General features: G+C 64.6%; 10 protein-coding genes. 5 read left to right on the top strand and 5 right to left on the bottom strand.

What is annotated here, in order from left to right:
* Positions 1-209 precede the first annotated feature (209 nt).
* Positions 210-929, top strand: a complete 720-nt coding sequence (gene pcsA / locus IFU31_RS01360; RefSeq protein ID WP_240998720.1) for a phosphatidylcholine synthase — start codon at positions 210-212, stop codon at positions 927-929.
* Between the two features lie 22 nt (positions 930-951).
* On the opposite strand, the gene IFU31_RS01355 is transcribed toward pcsA, so the two are convergent.
* The 4 genes from IFU31_RS01355 to IFU31_RS01340 all read right to left on the bottom strand — a co-directional run bounded on the left by IFU31_RS01355 (position 952) and on the right by IFU31_RS01340 (position 12,145).
* Positions 952-2,082, bottom strand: a complete 1,131-nt coding sequence (locus IFU31_RS01355) for a lactonase family protein (protein WP_192102063.1) — start codon at positions 2,080-2,082, stop codon at positions 952-954.
* Positions 2,083-2,198: 116 nt separating this feature from the next.
* Positions 2,199-10,547: a GH36-type glycosyl hydrolase domain-containing protein gene (locus IFU31_RS01350; protein WP_192102062.1), complete on the bottom strand. Its 8,349-nt coding sequence runs from the start codon at positions 10,545-10,547 to the stop codon at positions 2,199-2,201.
* Positions 10,548-10,639: 92 nt separating this feature from the next.
* Complete coding sequence (locus IFU31_RS01345; RefSeq protein WP_192102061.1) at positions 10,640-10,945, bottom strand: DUF6482 family protein; 306 nt, start codon at positions 10,943-10,945, stop codon at positions 10,640-10,642.
* Between the two features lie 126 nt (positions 10,946-11,071).
* Positions 11,072-12,145, bottom strand: coding sequence for an FUSC family protein (locus tag IFU31_RS01340; RefSeq protein WP_192102060.1), 1,074 nt, complete (start codon positions 12,143-12,145; stop codon positions 11,072-11,074).
* Positions 12,146-12,263: 118 nt separating this feature from the next.
* Here IFU31_RS01340 and IFU31_RS01335 point away from each other — a divergent pair, with 118 nt between their 5' ends.
* The 4 genes from IFU31_RS01335 (at position 12,264) to IFU31_RS01320 (ending at position 16,623) form a co-directional block, all read left to right on the top strand.
* Positions 12,264-14,075: an ABC transporter ATP-binding protein gene (locus IFU31_RS01335; protein WP_192102059.1), complete on the top strand. Its 1,812-nt coding sequence runs from the start codon at positions 12,264-12,266 to the stop codon at positions 14,073-14,075.
* A 216-nt stretch (positions 14,076-14,291) separates the two neighbouring features.
* On the top strand, positions 14,292-15,200 hold the full coding sequence (gene glsB, locus IFU31_RS01330; protein WP_122476984.1) for a glutaminase B: 909 nt from the start codon (positions 14,292-14,294) through the stop codon (positions 15,198-15,200).
* A gap of 341 nt (positions 15,201-15,541) precedes the next feature.
* On the top strand, positions 15,542-16,147 hold the full coding sequence (locus tag IFU31_RS01325; protein WP_122476986.1) for an SCO family protein: 606 nt from the start codon (positions 15,542-15,544) through the stop codon (positions 16,145-16,147).
* Positions 16,147-16,623, top strand: a complete 477-nt coding sequence (locus IFU31_RS01320; RefSeq protein WP_192102058.1) for a copper chaperone PCu(A)C — start codon at positions 16,147-16,149, stop codon at positions 16,621-16,623. Before IFU31_RS01325 ends, IFU31_RS01320 begins: the two co-directional genes overlap by 1 nt.
* A 47-nt stretch (positions 16,624-16,670) precedes the next feature.
* Here IFU31_RS01320 and IFU31_RS01315 read toward each other — a convergent pair whose 3' ends face one another.
* Entirely contained in the window at positions 16,671-17,201 is a 531-nt protein-coding gene (locus tag IFU31_RS01315) for a Dps family protein (RefSeq protein ID WP_122476990.1), read from the bottom strand.
* Positions 17,202-17,253: the final 52 nt, after the last annotated feature.

Genomic DNA, 17,253 nt, shown 5'->3' with positions numbered 1-17,253 from the left:
GTCCGTCGCCACAAAAACTTCAATGCAGTGAATCGCTTGGCAGCGCACCGGGTTACCTGTGACACTTACGTTGACCGAGTCGTGAACCTTACACCCACACGCCCGGTCGATAGCTGCGGCCCATTCATTTACTTGTGCCGCTTTCGGGTCAATGCTGTGGATACCTGCCAGCGGTTGTCATGGCCCGTCTACTTCCTGGAGAACACCCCGTGATACTGATCAGACCCTCGGCCACGCTCAAAGCATGGGGCGCCCACGGCTTCACCGCCACAGGCGTGGTGCTGGCCTTTCTTGCCACACTGGCGCTGTTCGACGGCCAGCCGAAAATCTGCCTGCTGTGGCTGGGCCTGGCGCTGGTGGTCGACGGCGTCGACGGTGCACTGGCACGCAAGCTCAATACCCAGTCGTTGCTGCCGCACTTCGATGGCTCGACACTCGATCTGGTCATCGATTACCTGACGTACGTGTTCATTCCGGCACTGTTCATCTATCGCTACATTCCACTGCCCGAATTCACCTTGCTGATCACCGTCAGCATCATTCTGGTGTCGTCGTTGTTCTGCTTCTGCAACGTCAACATGAAGAGCAAGGACAACTACTTCGTCGGCTTTCCTGCGGCGTGGAACGTGGTTGCGCTGTGCATGTACATCATCTCGCCGTCGCCGTGGATCGCGCTGCTCACCGTTGTCGGGCTGGCGCTGCTGACCGTCACCAAGATGAAGTTCCTGCACCCGTTCCGGGTTCGCCGCTTCATGGCGGTCAACATCGCAGTGACGTCGATCTGGTTGCTGTGCACCTTCGTGCTGATCCTCAACCATCCCGCCAGCAACCCAGTGGCCATGGGTCTGTGGAGCTTGATGTCGGCGTACTTCCTGGGTGTGTGCTTCTGGCGCACGGCGGTCGAATGGATCGGCCGCACGCGCACCTAGCAGCCGGTCAAGCAGCAGCCGGTCAAGCGCCCGGCAGGTTCAACATCTCGATCCACAAGGCGCCTTTGCCCGAAGGCGCTTCTGCCGTACGGGTCAGCGCACCCGCTGCGCCCACGGCATAGCTGCCTACCTTGTCGGCCTTTTCCCCGGTCACCAGCAACCAGCGTCCGCTGGGCGAGAAGGCGATGTTGCGCGGCTGCTTCTCCTGCAGCGGGTAGTTGCCCTGGAAGCTCAGCGTGCCGCTGGCGGGATCGGCCTTGAACGCCGAGACCGAACTGGTGGTGCGTTCAGTGATGTAGATCAGCTGACCGTCAGGCGATACGCGAATGTCCGCAGCCCAGATACGTGGCGTCGGATCATCCTTGAGGTCGTTGTTGCCGGCATTGCGAATCTCGCCGTGCACCAGGTTCAGCGACTTGGGCACGCCTTCGACATGGGCGACCTTGGTCAGGGCACCGGTCTGCGCGTCGATGGAAAAGCTGTCGACCGTACCGCTCAGCTCGCCCACCACGTAGAGAAACTTGCCGCCTGGCGCGAACGCGATATGCCGCGGGCCGCTGCCGGCGGTGACCGAGGCATGGCCGTTACCGATGGGTTCCAGGGCGCCGCTGCTGTCGTCCAGCGTGAATTGCAACACCTGGTCCACGCCCAGATTGCCTGCGTAGACGAAACGGTTGCTGGGGTCGCTGCGCACGGAGTGGGCGTAGGGGCCGGTCGGGTAGACCTTGATGTCTTCGCCGGGACGGTGCTCGGCATCTATGGGTTGTACGGTCAGCACATTGCCGCCATAGGAAGCACCCATCAGGTAGCGGCCGGTACGGTCGGTGCTCAGGTAGGCCAGGCTGGCTGCCAGCGGGGCTTCGGCGGCGGCGTCCAGTTGGCCGCTGGCCGGGTCGATGCGATAGGCCATGACGCGGAACGGCTTGACCCGAAGGGCGGCGTACAAGGTCGAACCGTCGGGGCTCAGGGCCATGGGATTAACCTGGTCGCCCGCGTGAGTCTGGTGCACCAGCGTCAGCGATCCGGTGTTTTCGTCCAGGCGGTACTGGGAAATCATGCCGTCCTCGGGGCTCGAGATATAGGCGAAGGTACTGGCCTGGGCCAGGCCGCCGGCGCAGCCGATGGCGGCGGCAAGAAGCAGATGTTTACGCATGGAAGAACCTCGGCTTTGTTGTTGTAGTCAGTCATCCTATGAGTGCGTGGTGACGAAGTAAAGCGCCCCGGCTGGGTACGCTGGGCCGATGGCCAGCGTGCCCAGCCAGGCGCCGCCTACAGGGTGTAGTGGACCAGGTGCGGTGCCAATGGGATGCGCGCGACACCTTCATCCAGCACCAGTGGCTTGCCGTCCAGCAGGCAGCCACGACCACCGTCGTCGCTGCGCTCCACACTGATGTGCACGTGCCCGCCGGGCACGCGAATTTGCACGCTGAACCCTGCCCACCGGGCCGCGATACGAGGGTCGAGCAGCAGCCATTGTCCCTCGCGGCGCACACCGAGAATGCCCTCGATGCCGGCGCGGTACATCCAGCTGGCCGAGCCGGTGTACCAGGTCCAACCGCCACGCCCGACATGGGGCGCAACCGAATAGACATCCGCGGCGATCACGTATGGCTCGACCTTGTAGCGTTGCACGCTGGCGGCGTCCAACGCATGGTTGATGGGGTTGAGCAGGTCGATCAACGCCAGTGCCTCATCACCGCGGTGCTGCCTGGCGAAGGCCAGGATTGCCCACATGGCCGCATGGCTGTATTGCCCGCCGTTTTCGCGCAGGCCGGGTGGGTACGCCATCAAATAGCCGGGATCGTGCGGCGAGTGCTCGAACGGCGGAGTGAACAGCAGCGCGATGCCGTCTGCCGGTCGCACCAGATGCTCATTGACTGCGCTCATGGCCTGCTGGGCTCGTTCGGGCTGCGCGGCGCCGGACAGCACGGCCCAGCTCTGTGCGATCGAGTCGATGCGACATTCCGGATTGCCGTCGGCGCCCAGCCACGTGCCATCGTCGAACGTTGCGCGGCGATACCACTGGCCATCCCAGGCGTGGGTTTCCAGCGCGGTCTGCAACTGCAGGTAGGCTTGCTGCCAGCGCTGTGCCCGCGGGCTGTCGCGCCGGGCGGCCAAGGCGATGAAGCGCTCCAGGCTGGCCAGCAGCATCCAGCCCAGCCAGACACTCTGGCCGCGACCCTGTTCACCCACCCGGTTCATGCCATCGTTCCAGTCGCCGCTGCCGATCAGCGGCAGACCCATGTCGCCCATCTGCTCCAGGCTGCAGTCCAGCGCCAGGGCGCAGTGCTCGTACAGGGAAGCGGATGACGCAGCGGTTTGCGGCAGGAAGAAGCGATCGGTTTCGCCGCTGGCCAGGGGCTCACCTTCAAGGAAAGCGACAGGGGCGTCGAGCACCCCTTCGTCGCCACTGCTGCGAACGTACTCGGCGGTGCAATAAGCCAACCAGGCCCGGTCGTCGCTGATGCGGGTGCGCACCCCCTGACCGGAATGAGGCAGCCACCAGTGCTGCAGGTCTCCTTCGACGAACTGCCGACCTGCAGCGCGCAGCAGATGTTCGCGGGTCAGGTGCGGTGCTGCCAGGCTCAAGGCCAAGCCATCCTGCAACTGATCGCGCAAGCCGTAGGCGCCACTGGCCTGGTAGAACGCCGAGCGTGCCCACAGGCGGCAGACGATGGTCTGATACAGCAACCAGCCGTTGAGCATGATGTCCAGTGCCCGGTCCGGGGTGCGCACCTGTACGGCTTCGAGCTTGTCGGCCCAGCTGTCGCGCACGCGTTGCAGCACACCGTCCAGATGTTCGTGGCGGTACTTGAGCACCAGACGCTGGGCTTGTTCCAGCGACGGCGCCTGGCCGACCAGCCATACCAGTTCGATCTGCTGCCCGGCTGCCAACAGCACTTCATGCTGCTGGGCGGCACAGGGATCGAGCCCGGCGGCGCTGGCGCCGGCCAACGGCGCCGAGGAGGCGAGCGCAGCCGGGGCGGCGTAGCTGCCGTGACGGCCAAGAAACTCGGTGCGGTCGGCCGTCCAGTGGCCGATACCACCGGCCAGGTCGGAAAATGCCACACGTCCGGCAAAGGCGATGGCGCACGGGTTGCGTGCCAGCAGGGCCCCGGTACGAGCATCCACTTCGCTGATGAGCCCCGCGGCGGTGGCCGCGCGCGAGGTACCCAGCACCCATTCCAGGTAGCTGAACACACTGAGCCGGCGCGGTTTGTCGCTGAGGTTGCGCACGCTCAGACGGCTGATCTTGACAGCGTCCTCCAGTGGCACGTATTGCAGCAGGCCCATGTGCAACTGGTTGGCGCTGTGCTCGAAGCGGCTGTAGCCGAACCCGTGCCGCGCGCTGTAGCGCCCTTCGTCACGCACGGGCCACGCACAAGGCCCGGTGATGACGCCATTGGCGTTGTCGCGTACGTACAGGGCCTCGCCGCTGGCGTCGCCCACCGGGTCGTTGCCCCAAGGAGTGAGCTGGTTCTCCCGGCTGTTCAGCGCCCACGTGTACCCGGCGCCCTGGGTCGAGACCTGGAAGCCGAAGTTCTGATTGGCGATGACGTTCAGCCAGGGTGCCGGGGTACACGCGCCCCGGTCGAGTAGGGTGACGTACTCGCGGCCTTCATCGGCGAAACCGCCCAGGCCGTTGAAACACTCCAGCACTTCCTCGGCCGCCTCGGGGGCGCCGGCAGTAGCGGCAGCGCTCGTCGCCCGTTGCGGCCACTGCGCTTTGCGATCAGGTACGCCCTGGCTCGGACGCAGGCCGATCTGCGCATTGATGCATCCGCTGTGGGCGCGCAGCACCAGGCGCGCGGTGGCCAGCAACAGGCTGCGCGCATCGCCCGGCAACAGGTCGGCTCGCAACGTGTACACCGTACCGCGGCTCAATACCGCGCTGGGTCCGGGTCGCGATTGACTGCTGCGCACTGCGGTTTCCACGGCAATCTGCAGGTCCTGCTGATAGCTGGCGTCACGCTCGTTGAGGATCACCAAGTCCACGCTCAGGCGCTTCATTCGCCAGTATTCGTGGGCCAGCAGCAGTTCACGCACTTGCGGCAGATCTTCGATGTCGTCGATCTGCAGCAGTACGACGGGCAGGTCACCCGAGATGCCCATTGGCCACAGGCCGGCCTGGCTGCCTGCACCGCGCAGGATGCTCAGCGCTGGTGCGCGCCATTGAGCGTCAGCGTACAACAGGGACGCGCTCAAGCGCTGGAAGTCGGCTGCCGCCTCGGCGTCGATATCCAGATGGCGCAGTTGCACCTGTGCCTGGGTCCAGGCCAGGGTCTTGGCGCGCTCGTAGGCACTGTGCTCATGGTGCTTGTCGATCAGGCCCAGCAGCGCTTCGCGGCTGTCGGCCACCACGGTCCAGAAGGCGATGTCCACGCTCTGGCCTGGAGCGATGCTGAGGCAGTGACGCAGGGCGAACAGCGGGTCGAGCACCGTGCCGACGCTGTTGGACAGTGTTGCGCCGGACTTCAGGGCGGTGGCCTGCAGCAAGGTGTGCTCGCGGCCGAGAAAGGCGGCGCGGTCGCTTTCGTACTGCACCGGGCCGTCCAGCGGCGTGTCGAGTACTGCGAAGTGAGCGGCCCAGACCTGCGGCTCCTCGCTGCTGCGCGGCCGCCGGGTAGCCACCAACGCGGCATATTCAGGCAGGTACTCGGTAACCACGAACAACTTGGCAAAGGCCGGGTGAGCGCTGTCGGCCGAAGCGGCGCCCAGTACCAGTTCGCTGTAGGTGGTCAGCTCCACGGAGCGGGTCCGCTCGCTGCGATTGGTCAAGGTGAGTGAGCGCACTTCGCTGTCGTCCTCGCCGGACACCAGCACGGTCAATGTACTGGTCAAACCGTCGCGGTGGCTGATGAACTGGGCATGGTCCTCGGCGAACGTGACCTCGCCCAGGCAACCGTGCGCACGGGTGTCGGCAGCGGACCACAGGGTGTCCCGATCCAGATCACGCACGAACACGAACGAGCCCCACGGGTCCAGTACCGGATCTTCGCGCCAGCGCGTCACGGCCAGATCGCGCCAGCGACTGTAGCCAGTACCGAGGCCGGTCAACATCACGCAATAGCGCCCGTTGGAGAGCAGATGGGTGATCGGCGCTGCCACCGGCAGGCCATCGAGGGCGCGCTGGGTGCGACCTTCCAGCGTCTCTGCGGCGACGTTATGGCCGTGTTCGGCAGCGGCTTGCAGGGCTGCGACATTGGCGGGCATGCGCTCCTGCAACAACAGCTCGCTGGCCTGGATCATCGGTTCGCGGTGAAAGCGCTCGCGCATGGCACCGTCGAGCAGCACGTTGGCGATGGCCACCACTGTCATGCCCTGGTGGTGAGCCATGTAGTTGCACACGATTGCCTGCGAAGTGTCCTCGGGCAAGCGTGTCGGGGTGTAGTCGACCGCTTCGTAGAAACCGTACTGGCCGAGCGCGCCCAATGCCCGCAGGGTGGCGAAATTGGCCCAGGCGCCGGGAGCGTCGACCATCGCTGCCAATGCCGTGGCATAGGGTGCGATGACCTGGTCGTCGGCCAGCCCGCGCTTGAGCCCGAGGCCGGGCACGCCGAAGTTGGAGTATTGATAGGTGAATTCCAGATCGCGCGCATTGTAGGCCGATTCGGAAATCCCCCACGGGATGCCCAGCGACTTGCCGTAGGCCTGTTGACGCTCCACCACCAGCCGTTGTGTCTGGGTCAGGAGGCTGCCGGCGGGGGCGCGCATCACCAGGGACGGCATCAGGTACTCGAACATCGACCCGGACCAGGAGATCAGGGCCGAGCCATTGCCCAACGGTGTGGCACTGCGGCCCAGGCGGAACCAGTGCCGCGTGGCGACATCGCCCTTGGCGATGGCGAACAGGCTGGCCAGGCGTGCCTCGGAAGCCAGCATGTCATAGCAGTTGCTGTCCAGTTGCTGCTCGGCGACGCGGTAGCCGATCGACAGCAACTGCCGCTTGCGGTTGAGCAGAAAGCCGAACTCCATGTCCATAGCCATGCGCCGCGCGTTATCGGCCAACGCTCGCAGGCGCGCCGAGGTGTCGCCGTGCAGTTGGCGGTCATCCAGGTGAGCCGCGAACGCCTGTTTCAAGGCTGGCAGCCAAACGCCATTACCAGGGTCGGCCGGGATTTCCCCCAACAGCCTGGCGACTGCCTGTCGACCGAGGTCGAACGGGGTCTGCAGGTGCGCCTGTATCTGGGTCAGCGGTTGGCTGCGACCTTGTTCTTCAATGACCAGCAGCAGAGTGTCGTGCAGCCCGGAGGAGGGGTCCAGCGGACCTTGCTCGGCCCACTGTTCACAGGCATTGGCCAACGCGATCAAATGCCCGGCCAGATTGCCGCTGTCGACCGCCGACACGTACACCGGCGGCAGCGGGCGCAGGTCCTGGGTGTCGTACCAGTTGTAGAAATGCCCGCGAAAGCGTTCCAGCGTCTGCATCACCGCCAGGCTCGCCTCCAGGCGCAGCAAGGTCTGGCGGGTGCCGGCCCAGCCGAAGTCCCGTGCACTGGCGGCCGCCAGCAGGTACAGGCCCATGTTGGTCGGTGAGGTGCGGTGGGCAACCACCGGGTGGGGCTGCTCCTGAAAATTGTCGGGCGGCAGGTGGTTGTCGCCGGCCGTAACGAAAGTTTCGAAGTAGCGCCAGGTGCGTCGGGCAATCAGCCGCAGGTCCTGTGCCTGCGTGGCGTTCACGGGCGCGCAGGGAGTGATCGAACTGCTGCGGCTGACCCATTGTGCGATGAATGGGGCCGTCAGCCACAGCAGGGCAAACGGCACGATCAGCGCGGCATTGCCAGGCGCCTGGGCCAGTGCGACGGCGCAACCGGCCAAGGCCAGCAGCAGCCCCGGCGCCATACGACGAGCGTGTGCGCCAATACCTGGGCGGGGCGCGGCACCGGCCTGGGCGGCAGTGGTCCACTCCAGCAACAGGCGCTTGCTGTGAAAGACCCGGTACAAGCTGCGGAAAATGGCATCGAGCATCAGCCAGGCCTGATCGGGCAGCCACGCCAGGTCGAGCGCGAACTGCCAGCTGGCCAGGCGCAGGTCATGGGTCAGGCGCTGGCCATGGCTGCGCCAGAGTACCGCCGGGCGCTTGCGCGGCGCGGCCAGGAGCAGCGCCAACACGGCGGGCAGGGCGCTGCAGGCAAGCACGGCGAGGGTTGCGGTCCAGGCCGCCGGCCCAGGCAGGCACCAGGCGACCAGCAGGGCGCCCAACGTGGCCGGCGCGACCAGCGAGCGACGCAGGTTGTCGATGATTTTCCAGCGGCCGAGTGCCGGCAGTCGCGACTTCATCAGCCACGGCAGCAACTGCCAGTCGCCCCTCGTCCAGCGGTGCTGCCGGCGCATCGCAACGTCGACCCGCGCCGGAAAGGCTTCGACCACTTCGATCTCGCTGACCAGCCCGGCCCGCGCGTGAATCCCTTCGAACAAGTCATGGCTGAGCATGCTGTCGTCCGGTACACGGCCGTCCAGGGCGGCCTCGAAGGCATCCACATCGTAGATGCCCTTGCCGGTATAGGACCCCTCGCCGAACAGGTCTTGGTAAACGTCCGATACCGCTGCCGCATAGGGATCCACCCCGCCTGGGCTCGAGAACACTCGCTGGTAGAGGGAGCCTTCGGCGTCGAGCGGCAGGCTCGGCGTGACCCGTGGCTGGAGGATGCCGTAGCCGGTGACTACGTTGCGTCCGTCGCGACTCAGACGCGGTCGGTTGAGCGGGTGCGCCAACTTGCCCACCAGCCGCTGCGCCGCGTCGCGGGGCAGGCGGGTGTCGGCGTCCAGGGTGATCACCAGACGCACGTCCGCCGGCACGCTTTGCTCACCGAAACTGGTGTGCGCATCGCCGCGCAGCAGTCGGTTGAGCTCGTGCAGTTTGCCGCGCTTGCGCTCCCAGCCCATCCAGCACCCCTGTGCAGGGTTGTAACGGCGCTCGCGGTGCAGCAGCATGAATCGCGCGCCGGCCTCGCCAGGCCCGTGCCGCCGGTTGAGTGAGGCCACGGCCGCATGGCCGGCCTCGAGCAGGGTCTGATCGCCGGGCCTGTGCTGTTCAGCGGCATCACCGCCATCGACCAGCAAGGCGAAATACAGCTCGCCACAGTTGCCCGACAGGTAGTGCACTTCCAGTTGCTCGATCTCTTCCAGCAGATCTGCCTCGCTGCCCAGCAACGTGGGCACGGCCACCAGGCTGCGCCATGGGCTGGGCACGCCCTCGAGCATGTCCAGCCCCGGCAGGGCGATGGCGCCGAAGGATCGCGTCACCGCGCGGTTGAGCAGGGCGCTGGCCAGCTGTGAGGCGGGCAGGGCGCCCAGCACCACCAATGCCGTCAGCCACAGGGCCGGCGCGGCGGGCAGCAGTGCCACCAGGACGGCCAGCAGCCCGGCGGTCAGTGCCAGCAGCAGGCCGACATAGCCGCCGACGCCCAGCTGCCGTTGCCAGCGCAGCCAGCGCAAGCCGACTGATGGATGGAAATCTATCGCCGCTTCCAACAGCGGTCGGCCTTCGGCGATCAGTACGTGGCCAGGATCGGCTTCGCGTTCCTGCTCGGGCCTGGCGCTGGTCAACTGCAGGGCTTGCTCGGCAATCTGCAGTTCGGAAAAGGTGGAGCCGCGTGCCAACTGTTCGATGGCACTGCGGTAGAGATTGCGTGTGGTGAAATCCATGGCGGCGAAACGGCTGCCCGCACGCAGCCTGGCGTCCACCAGGCTGACGTCTTCGAACCATTGCGCCCAGTCCAGTGACGAAATCTGCCGCAGGCTGGTGATCACATTGCGCACACTGAGGTTGGAGGCACCCTGGCGCTGCTGGGCGTGACTGACGGCCTGGCCGACGCTGCTGTTCTGTTCGTGCAGGCGTTGTGCAAGCCAGGCCAGGGCCGGGGTGGTGATCGGGTCCTTGTCGCGCAGGCGCTTGGCCAGTTGCGCGGCGAACAGTTCCGACAAGGGCTCGGCGCTGCGGCTGCGGATGTCGTCGTCCAGCGCACTTTGCGCACAGCCGGCAGCGAACAGGCGATCGGCCAGAGCTTCGGCATCCAGGCGGGCGAGGTCAGCGGCGGTGATCTGATCGGTCAGCCGTCGCAGATTTTCGATCAGCACGATCCGCAGGGTGATCGCCACCGCCCACAGCTCGCCGATGGTCAGCGGCTGGACTTTTTGATAGGCGTCGATGAAGCGCTGCAGCGTCGCTGGATCGAAGAAGCTGTCGGTATGCGCGACGAACGCCCACGCCAGGCCGAACACCCTTGGGTAGCCGGCGAAGGGCCCGCTCGCCAGCTTGGGCAATTGCCGGTAATAGCCTGCGGGCAGGTCCTCGCGGACACCGCGGACGTGCTCTTCGACCAGAGGGTAGTTGTCCAGCAGCCACTGGGCGGCGGGCACCACGGCGATTCCATCGGCCACCGCCGCCGCGCTGGCCCGGTAGGCCACCAGCAGCACCTGAGCGTTGTCCTTGAGGCGACGTTGCAACGACAACACCCGTGGCGGCCGGGCGCTCACGGTCTGCGCAGCAGCCAGGCTCTGGGCATGCTGTTCGAGGCGTTCGATACCGAACAGTTCTTCACGTACGGGGGCGGTGGCAAGCCAGGGATCGCTGCGCAGGGCAGCCCGGAAGGGGGTATTCAGAAACGCGTTCATGGCGGTTGTCCGTTACCCGAAGGGGCCATGCAGCATGGCACATCCAAGGATGTGCCAGTGGACAGTTCGCCGTCGTTGCGCAGAAAGGAGTTTTACAGGCTGGAACGCAGGGGGATTTCTTCGCGCATGACCTGGTGGCCTTCTTCGGGGTTGCCGATCATTTCATCGTGGGCATTGCCCTGCACCAGAAACAGCTTGATATCGGCGACACCGGACAGCACCTTGCGCGCTTCCTCGACCGAGGCCACGTGCAGGGTCGCACCCTTGGCATCGGCGACCGGCTGCGACAAGCCTTCCAGGATGGCGTGCAGCACGTACGATCCACCTTCCATGGACACCAGGTTCACTTCGCTGACCTCGCCATTGTTGACGTGACTACTCAATTTATCGATGTTCATGCACGACCTCGAAACGGCGTGATGGACCGGAATGGCCATCGCTCTTGCCTCATGCAAGGTTTGAGGCGGCCCACACCGACGGAGTTCAATCCAGTGGCGGTGTGCTGCCCATGGCGGCAACCCAGGTCAGATCTTCCAGCGCCCGGCGGTCTTGGCCAGCAGTTGCTGCAGTCCATCGAGGTTGTTGACCAACTGCAGGGTCAACAGGCGATAGCCGATCAGCTCACCGGGCACCACATTGGGCGCGTCGGCATCGAGGCCGGCATAGTTGCGCTCGAGCCGCTCGGTGGCACCGTCGCGCAGCGCGCGGGCCATGCCCACCAGTTGTCGACGAATATGCCGGTGTTCACCGCTCAGGCACTGCTGCAATTGCGCCATGGCATTGCGGTCGGTGCCGCTGGGGCGCAGGTTGGCGAGGATTTCCAGGGTGCTCAGGCACATGCGGAAGTGGCCCTGGATCGCGTCCAGCTCGGTCATGGAAATCTTCACTTCCTTGGACACCGACGGCAGCAGCGAGCGCAACTGGACCATGTTCGCGTTGAGCTTGGACATCAGCTTCAAGTGCTCGTCGGCCGACACCGGCTGGCCGCTGACGATGCGGCTGTGGATGGTCGCGCAGCCGCGCAGTCCGGTGGCCAGGTTGTAGCGCCACGAATACACCGCATACAGCGGTAGGGCGAACGAGAACGCCAGCGCCAGGGCGATACCGATGAGAATGTCCACGGTGCGCCACAGGCCATCGGTGATTGGGTTATCGCCATGGCCGGCGACGATGAACAAGGTGATGGCCGAGAGCAGCGCGGTATAGCCGCCCTTGCCGATGGCGTGGTAGGCGAAGAAGCCGCACGCCACCGACATCAGCAGGTAGGTCATGATGGGCATTTCGAAGTAGTTCTGCTGGGCCACCACCGCCAGCCCGAGCGCGGCACCGATGAGCGTACCGTAGGCACGTTCGACCGATTTCTTGCCGATGTTGCCGTGATGCTGCAGGCCGCCAATGACGATCAGCAGGGTGACCGAGGCCCATTCGCCGTGGGGCAGGCTGAAACCGCTGGTCAGCAGGATGGACACCAGCAGGGCGGCGACGATGCGCGCCGCGTGGATCAGGCGGGCATGCCGGTAACGGCGGTAGGGATCGAGCAATGGCCGCAGGACGCGACGCAACCAGACGGGTAGGGCGATAGATTTGAATGCATTCATCCGTTAAATGACCATGGGTGCCTGGAATAAGTCCGCCACGCAGTTGTCGACTTTGGGCTGGAACCTAAATTGTGTCATGGCCGCGGCCATTTATCTCGTTCAAGGAATGCTTTCGTCGATGCCTGCCTTTTCCCGCCTCAAGACTTTTCTGGGCCAGGCCCGGCGCGCCCTGCAGTTGGTGTGGGCGACCTCGCCCGGCCTGTTGCTGGGGCTGGTGCTGGCCACGCTGGCTGCGGGCATCCTGCCGGCACTGGCCGCCTGGCTGGGCCAGCGCATCGTCGATGCGGTGGTGGCGGCCATGCAGTTGCACCAGCAAACCGGTGCGGCGCCCCTGTGGCCAGTGCTGCGCTACGTGCTGATGGAAGCCGGCGTGCTGGCATTGCTGGCCGCGGCGCAGCGCGGCCTGTCCGTGCAGCAGGCGCTGCTGCGGGTGCAACTGGGGCAGAAAGTCAATACGCTGATTCTGGAGAAAGCCCAGACCCTGTCGCTGATGCAATTCGAGGATTCGGAGTTCTACGATAAACTGGTACGGGTGCGCCGCGAAGCGTCCACGCGACCGCTGGCGTTGGTGAGCAAGTCGCTGGGGCTGGTGCAGAATCTGATCTCGCTGGTCAGCTTCGGCGTCTTGCTGGTGCACTTTTCGCCCTGGGCATTGGCGATTCTGGTGGTCGGCGCGTTGCCGGTGTTCTTTGCCGAAGCGCATTTTTCCGGGGATGCCTTCCGCCTGTTCAGTCGTCGCGCACCGGAGACGCGTCGGCAGAACTACATCGAAACCTTGCTTTCCCACGAAGGCTATATCAAGGAGGTGAAGCTGTTCGGTTTTGCGCCGTTGTTGCTGCAGCGCTACCGCGATACCTTCACCAAACTGTATAGCGAAGACCGCCGGCTGACCTTGCGCCGTGACGGCTGGGGCTTCGTGCTGGGTCTGCTGGGTACGGCGGCGTTCTACCTGGCCTACGCTTGGATCGTCATCGATACGGTGAACGGCCATATCACCCTGGGCCAGATGACCATGTACCTGGTGTTGTTCAAGCAGGGCCAGAGCGCGGTGAGCAGCAGCCTCACGGCGATCGGCGGCTTGTATGAGGACGGCCTCTACCTGGCTGACCTGTATGACTACCTGGCCTACCCGGTGCAGCCTGCGCAAGGCGATATCACCCAGGGCGTGAAGCCCGGCGATGGCCTGCGCTGCGAAGGGCTGGGTTTCAGCTATCCCGGCGCGAGCCGCGCGACGTTGCAAGGCATCGACCTGCATCTGGTACCTGGCAAGAGCCTGGCGCTGGTGGGCGAAAACGGGTCGGGCAAGACCACCTTGATCAAGCTGCTGACGCGTCTGTACCGTCCGGACCAGGGGCGCATCCTGCTCGACGGCAGCGACCTGCAGGAATGGCAGGAAGACGCGCTGCGTCAGCGTATCGGCGTGATTTTCCAGGATTTCATCCGCTATCAGTTCAGTGTCGGGGAAAACCTGGGGGTCGGTGATACGCGCGCGTTCGACGACACGCAGCGCTGGCGCGAGGCAGCGGTGCAGGGCACGGCCGAGCCGTTCATCGAAGGTCTGGAGCACGGCTATGCCACGCAGTTGGGACGCTGGTTCGCGGGCGGCCAGGAGCTGTCCGGCGGGCAATGGCAGAAGTTGGCCCTGTCCCGCGCCTACATGCGCCGCGATGCCGACATCCTGATACTCGATGAGCCCACCGCAGCGCTGGATGCCAGCGCGGAAGCGGCAGTGTTCGAGCATTTTCGCGAGTACGCCCAGGGCCGCATGACGCTGCTGATTTCCCATCGCTTTTCAAGCGTGCGCAACGCCGATCATATCGTGGTGCTGGAACAGGGCAGGGTGCTGGAGCGCGGCGATCATGAACAATTGATGGCCCAGCGCGGACGCTACGCGCAACTGTTCGACCTGCAGGCGCGGGGTTATCGCTGACAGGCCTACCGCATAACGCCCTTCGCGGCCGATGACCGCTCCTACAGGGGAAGCGCAATCCCTTGTAGGAGCGGTCTGTGGCCGCGAAGGGTGCGCTGCGGTTTTACCGGTTCACCGCGTGCCATTCTTCGCGGGCAGAGCCCGCTCCCACAGAGGGCTGTGATTCGTAGGCGAGAGCGGCCGTCTATGGCTTGATCCCATGATGCGAGTAGCCCGATGCAAGCGCTTTTGGTTGAGATACTGGATGCCGTCCGCCCCCTGATCGGACAAGGCAAGGTTGCCGATTACATCCCGGCACTGGCCGATGTGCCTGCCGCGCAGCTGGGCATCGCCGTGTATGGCAACGACGGCGAGGTGTTCAGCGCAGGCGATGCGCATACCCCGTTTTCCATTCAGAGCATCTCCAAGGTGTTCAGTCTGGTCCAGGCGATTGGCCACTCGGGCGAAGACATCTGGCAGCGCCTGGGCCACGAGCCCTCCGGACAACCCTTCAATTCCCTGGTGCAGCTGGAGTTCGAGCGCGGTCGGCCGCGTAACCCGTTCATCAACGCCGGTGCACTGGTGATCTGCGATATCAACCAGTCGCGCTTTGCCGCACCGGCGCTGTCCATGCGTGACCTGGCCCGACGACTGTCGGGCAACCCCCAGGTGATCGTCGACGGTCGGGTGGCGGAGTCGGAGTACCAGCACCGCGCGCGCAACGCTGCCATGGCCTACCTGATGAAGTCGTTCGACAATTTTCACAACGATGTCGAGGCCGTGCTGCGCAGCTATTTCAGCCACTGCGCACTGCGCATGGACTGCGTCGACCTGGCTCGCGCGTTCTGCTTCCTGGCCAATGATGGCTACTGCAAGCACAGTGGCGAGCAGGTGTTGAGTCGGCGCCAAACCCAGCAGGTCAACTCGATCATGGCCACCAGCGGTTTGTATGACGAGGCCGGCAACTTCGCCTACCGCGTCGGCTTGCCTGGCAAGAGCGGCGTGGGTGGCGGCATCGTCGCAGTGGTACCGGGGCAGTTCACCGTCTGCGTCTGGTCGCCGGAGCTCAATCCTGCCGGAAATTCCCTGGCCGGCATGGCGGCCCTCGAACTGCTCAGCGAACGGATCGGCTGGTCGGTCTTTTAGAAGTGCGGCGAGTCACGTTACCTCCGTAGGAACGGTCATCGGCCGCGAAGGGCGTGACGCGGTATGCCTGAATGACCGCGCTGCCCTTTTCGCGGCCACGGACCGCTCCTACGTGGAATCCCGGCACCTCCGTAGGAGCGGTCATCGGCCGCGAAGGGCGTGACGCGGTATGCCTGAATGACCGCGCTGCCCTTTTCGCGGCCACGGACCGCTCCTACGTGGAATCTCGGTACATGCATAGGACCGATCATCGGCCGCGATTAAACAAAATGTGACAGGTTGCGGTGCCCAAGCGTAGCGTTGGCCTTTAAACTGCGGCCCTCTCCAGAGGGCACAATGGCATGAACGATTTTCCGACCCGCCGTCGAGTACTCGCCGGCATGGGCATCCTCGGTCTCGGCGCGCTGGCCGGATGTGGCGACAGCAACAAGCTGTCGTTCAAGCACGGCAAAGACCTGAGCAACGAGATCCTCGGCCGCACCTTCCGGCTCAAGGATCCGCAAGGCAACGAGAAGACCCTGTCCAGCTTCCGCGGCATGATGCCCATGGTCTTCTTCGGCTTCACCCAGTGCCCGGCCGTCTGCCCGACCACGCTTGCGCGGGCGGTCCAGGCCAAGAAGCTGATGGGCCGTGACGGCGACCGCCTGCAGGTGATCTTCATCACCCTGGACCCCGAGCGCGACACCCCCGAAGTGCTCGACGCCTACGTCAAGCTTTTCGACCCCACCTTCGTGGCCCTGCGCGGCACCCTGGAACAAACCGCCGATGTCGCCAAGGAGTTCAAGGTGTTCTACGAAAAGGTCCCGATCGGCGACACCTACACCATCTCCCACACCTCGACCAGTTACGTCTTCGACTCCCGCGGCGTGCTGCGCCTGGGGTTGTCCCATTCCCTCACCGCACAAGAGTGCGCCGAGGATCTGCTCACCGTAATGGAAGTCTGCTGATGAAACCCGTTGCCAAGAAGAACACCGTCCGTCAACTCGCCACGCTCCTGGCAGCCCTGAGCCTGACCGGCTACGCCATGGCCCAGACCACGGTCGAAGATGCCTGGGCGCGCGCCACTGTGCCGGGGCAACCCGCTACAGGTGCGTTCATGACCCTCACAGCGGACTCCGACAGCACCCTGATCAGCGTCCAGTCACCCGTCGCCAAAGACACGCAAATCCACCAGTCGACCATTAACGGCGATGTCATGAGCATGCTCCCGGTCGACGAAGTCAGCCTGCCTGCGGGCGAGCCCGTGGTATTCGATGCCAATGGCTATCACGTGATGCTGATGGGTTTGATAACGCAAGTGAAGGAGGGCGACGCGGTGCCATTGACCTTGAAGATCAAGAACGCACAAGGGGAGGAGGAAACTCTGGAAGTTGAAGCCTTGGCCAGGGCACTGAATGCCCCCGACCACGCTCATGCTCACTGATGCAATGACGCAGGACTGATGCCAGCGTCAAACACCCACCACAGCCATTACTTGCCGACGGTCTGACCCAGGAACCAGGCACGTTCTTCGGCCTGGTCGATCCACTCTTCCAGCAGGCTGGTAGTGGACAGGTCGTTGGCTTCGTCGGTGACGCCGTGGGTGGTACGCATGTAGGCAGCCAGCGACTGGTTGTCGTCATGCAGTTCGGTCAGCATGTCTTCTGGCGACAGGTCAGCCACTTCACTGCTGGCCAGGCGCTTGAGTTGCACCATCTGCTCCAGCGAACGTACGGTCGGCTCGCCGATCTTGCGGGCGCGCTCGGCAATCACATCGGTGATGGCGTAGATCTGGGTCGCTTGCTCTTCCAGCAGCAAATGATAGTCGCGGAAGTGCGAACCTTTCATGTGCCAGTGGTAGTTCTTGGTCTTGATGTACAGCGCGAACACGTCAGACAGCAATACTGCCAGTTCCTGACCGACCTGGGCCTGGTTCTGCAAGCTGGCGCCTTCGCCTTTCTCGGCCTTGGCCTTCACGGACGACACGGTCTTGAGTTCCTGTTTCACATTGGCAACGGCCATTTGAAATCTCCTGGTACGGGTTTGCGGGATTGGGTCTGTAACCACTATGGAA

Source organism: Pseudomonas sp. CFBP 13602 (genome assembly GCF_014842725.1).
GTDB classification, from domain to species: Bacteria; Pseudomonadota; Gammaproteobacteria; order Pseudomonadales; family Pseudomonadaceae; genus Aquipseudomonas; species Aquipseudomonas baltica.
Note: the sequence above shows the minus strand (reverse complement) of the source record. Positions and strands in the feature narration are given on the sequence as shown.

Coding starts and splice junctions, on each gene's coding strand:
- glsB (WP_122476984.1), top strand. CDS start 14,292: ATGCAAGCGCTTTTGGTTGAGATACTGGATGCCGTCCGCCCCCTGATC.
- IFU31_RS01350 (WP_192102062.1), bottom strand. CDS start 10,547: ATGAACGCGTTTCTGAATACCCCCTTCCGGGCTGCCCTGCGCAGCGAT.
- IFU31_RS01335 (WP_192102059.1), top strand. CDS start 12,264: ATGCCTGCCTTTTCCCGCCTCAAGACTTTTCTGGGCCAGGCCCGGCGC.
- IFU31_RS01315 (WP_122476990.1), bottom strand. CDS start 17,201: ATGGCCGTTGCCAATGTGAAACAGGAACTCAAGACCGTGTCGTCCGTG.
- IFU31_RS01355 (WP_192102063.1), bottom strand. CDS start 2,082: ATGCGTAAACATCTGCTTCTTGCCGCCGCCATCGGCTGCGCCGGCGGC.
- IFU31_RS01340 (WP_192102060.1), bottom strand. CDS start 12,145: ATGAATGCATTCAAATCTATCGCCCTACCCGTCTGGTTGCGTCGCGTC.
- IFU31_RS01320 (WP_192102058.1), top strand. CDS start 16,147: ATGAAACCCGTTGCCAAGAAGAACACCGTCCGTCAACTCGCCACGCTC.
- IFU31_RS01325 (WP_122476986.1), top strand. CDS start 15,542: ATGAACGATTTTCCGACCCGCCGTCGAGTACTCGCCGGCATGGGCATC.
- IFU31_RS01345 (WP_192102061.1), bottom strand. CDS start 10,945: ATGAACATCGATAAATTGAGTAGTCACGTCAACAATGGCGAGGTCAGC.